Origin of the sequence: Streptomyces macrosporus, from assembly GCF_039533145.1 — a bacterium.
In the GTDB taxonomy this organism is placed as follows: Bacteria; Actinomycetota; Actinomycetes; order Streptomycetales; family Streptomycetaceae; genus Streptomyces; species Streptomyces macrosporus.
On record NZ_BAAASZ010000048.1, the window covers coordinates 1 to 2563 of the forward strand.

4 protein-coding genes are annotated in these 2563 nt (G+C 74.6%); 1 reads left to right on the top strand and 3 read right to left on the bottom strand.

The features are described 5' to 3' along the window. From ABD335_RS27585 to ABD335_RS27595, 3 genes are all read right to left on the bottom strand, one after another. The coding region (locus ABD335_RS27585; protein ID WP_344328360.1) for an NADH-quinone oxidoreductase subunit C at positions 1–650 on the bottom strand (650 nt) is incomplete at its 3' end. Then, positions 647–1279, bottom strand: coding sequence for an NADH-quinone oxidoreductase subunit B (locus ABD335_RS27590; RefSeq protein WP_344328362.1), 633 nt, complete (start codon positions 1277–1279; stop codon positions 647–649). The genes ABD335_RS27590 and ABD335_RS27585, both read right to left, overlap by 4 nt. After that, positions 1270–1641 (bottom strand): NADH-quinone oxidoreductase subunit A, encoded by a 372-nt coding sequence (locus ABD335_RS27595; RefSeq protein WP_344328365.1) that lies wholly within the window; start codon positions 1639–1641, stop codon positions 1270–1272. Before ABD335_RS27595 ends, ABD335_RS27590 begins: the two co-directional genes overlap by 10 nt. A gap of 174 nt (positions 1642–1815) precedes the next feature. On the opposite strand from ABD335_RS27595, the gene ABD335_RS27600 reads away from it, so the two are divergent. Further along, positions 1816–2563, top strand: a 748-nt coding sequence (locus ABD335_RS27600) for a sensor domain-containing protein (protein WP_344328368.1), incomplete at its 3' end; no start/stop codon positions are given.

The window sequence follows — 2563 nt, forward strand, 5'->3', positions numbered from 1 at the left end:
GCCGCGCCCGCGCCCGCGCCCGCCGCCGCACGGCCGCGGGCCGGTCGGGCGGGGGCCGGGGGAAGCTGCCCCTTGAGCGGCCCCCACTCGTTGGGGTCGGGCACGCCCGGCGGCAGCGTCTGCCGCCGCTTCGGGCCGCCCGCGCCGGACTCCCCGGGCTCCTTGGCCCCGGGCCACGCCTTGGCGACGCGGGCCGCCAGCACGAAGTCCTTCCGCAGCGGATGCCCCTCGAAGCCGTCGGGCAGCAGCAGCGGCGCCGGGTTCGGGTGGCCGGTGAAGACGACGCCGAACATCTCGCGCGTCTCCCGCTCGTGCCAGTCCGCCCCGGCGTACACCCCGATCGCGGTGGGCAGCTCGGGCGCCTCGTGCGGCACGGTGGTCCGCACCAGCAGCCGCCGTACCGGTGTGCCCAGCGCGGCCAGGTGCGCGCAGACCCGGAAGCCGGTGCCCGGCTCGTCCACGGCGCTCAGCCAGTCGAAGTAGGTGCAGCCCAGCTCGTCGCGCGCGGCCGTCAGCGCCTCGATCCAGCGCTCGGCCGGCACGTCGACGGTCAGCAGCTCGTACGCCTCCGAGGCGCTCGCGCCCTCGCCGAAGACCTCCTCGGCCGGCCGCGGCAGCCATCCGACGGCGGACGGGTTCGGTCCGGTCACGCGCGCTCCTCCCCCGCTGCCGTGCCCGGGGCCGGGGGCGGGGCGACCGGGCCGCTGGTCAGGGCGGCCTTGGACGGTGCGGACGGCACGGGGGCGCTCCCGTACCGCTCGGCCGGGGACTCGTGGGCGATCTTCTCCTGGAGCTTGAGGATGCCCTGGAGGAGCGCCTCGGGCCGCGGCGGGCAGCCGGGCACGTAGACGTCGACCGGGATGATCTGGTCCACGCCCTTGGTGACGGAGTACGAGTCCCAGTAGGGGCCGCCGCAGTTGGAGCAGGCGCCGAAGGAGATCACGTACTTCGGCTCGGGCATCTGCTCGTAGAGCCGCTTGACCGCCGGGGCCATCTTGTCGGTGACCGTGCCCGAGACGACCATCAGGTCGGCCTGGCGCGGGCCCGGCGCGAAGGGGATGACGCCGAGGCGGATGAAGTCGTGGCGGGACATCGACGCGGCGATGAACTCGATCGCGCAGCAGGCGAGCCCGAAGTTGAAGACCCACAGGCTGTAGCGGCGGCCCCAGTTCAGGACCACCTTCATCGGCTCCGGGGCCAGCCGGGCCAGCCCGCCCAGGCGGCGGGGCTCCGGCAGGTCCACGGGCCGCGGGCCGGCGGGGCGGGGGGTCACGTCCATGCCAGGACGCCCTTCTTCCATGCGTAGAGCAGTCCCACGGCCAGGAAGCCGAGGAAGACGAACATCTCCACCAGTGTCACCCCGCCGAAGCCGGGTGCCGCGAAGACCGTCGCCCAGGGGAAGAGGAAGATCGAGTCGACGGCGAAGACGACGTAGAGGAAGGCGTACACGTAGTAGCGGACCTGGGTGTGCGCCCAGCCCTCCCCGACGGGGTCGACCCCGCACTCGTACGTCAGCAGCTTCTCGGGCGTCGGCACCACCGGCCGCAGCAGCCGTCCGGCGCCGAAGGCCAGGGCCACGAAGAGCACCCCGAGGACCGCGACCAGCCCGACGACCGCGTAGCCGTGGAAGTAGTCCGGCACGTCCGTCCCTCGCTCGGTGGTGTTCGCGTCAGTGCAGCACTCCGTCGGAAGGCGAGTCTAGGCCCTGTGCCCGCCGGAGGGACCGCCCCGTCCGGACGGGGTGGGGACAGCCCCCCTCCGCCCCGTCCCGCGCACCCCATGGCGGCGCGTCCCCGCCCACGGCAGTCTGGGCCCATGACCGCGAGCCCCACGACCTCCGACCGCGCACGGCGCGACGGCCCGCACGGTACGCGCGCCTCCCGCACTTCCCGCACCGTCCGCGCCCCCGGCTCCGACGACGGGCACGGCGACCACGGCGACCACGACGGCGGCCACGGCAGCGACCACGACGGCGGCCACGGCAGCGGCCACGACGGCGGTCGGCTGCCCCCGCCGCGGCCCCCGCTCGGGGCGCCGACCGTGAAGGAGATCACGCACCTCCTGCTCAACCTGCCGATGGACGTCGTCGGCTTCGTCTACGTCTGCGTGTGGGTCTTCTGCGGCGCGCTGCTGTCGGTCACGGTGGTCGGGCTGCCGGTGCTGGCGCTCGGGCTGGGGGGCTGCCGTCTGTTCGGCAGGCTGGAACGCGCCCGCGCCCGGGCGCTGCTGGGGGTGCGGATCGACGAGCCGACGCCGATCCGGCACCGGACGCACGGCGGTTTCTTCTCCTGGCTGTGGACGAGCCTGAAGGACCCGGTCGGCTGGCGGCACGCCCTCTACTCCTTCATCCGCCTCCCGTGGGGCGTCACCACCTTCGCCGTGACCTTCGTCTCCCTCTTCGTCGCCTGGCCCGTCCTGCCCTGGCTGGTGCGCGGGCTGAGCCACGTGGACCGGGCAGTGGCGCGCGCGCTGCTGTCGCCGTCGGACGAGTTGGAGCGGCGGATCGCGGAGTTGGAGTCGGATCGGCGGGTGGTCACCGACACCGCCTCCGCCGACCTGCGCC

What these genes read in the sequence shown, in the direction of transcription:
- ABD335_RS27590 (WP_344328362.1), bottom strand. Translation starts at nt 1,279, where the DNA reads ATGGACGTGACCCCCCGCCCCGCCGGCCCGCGGCCCGTGGACCTGCCG.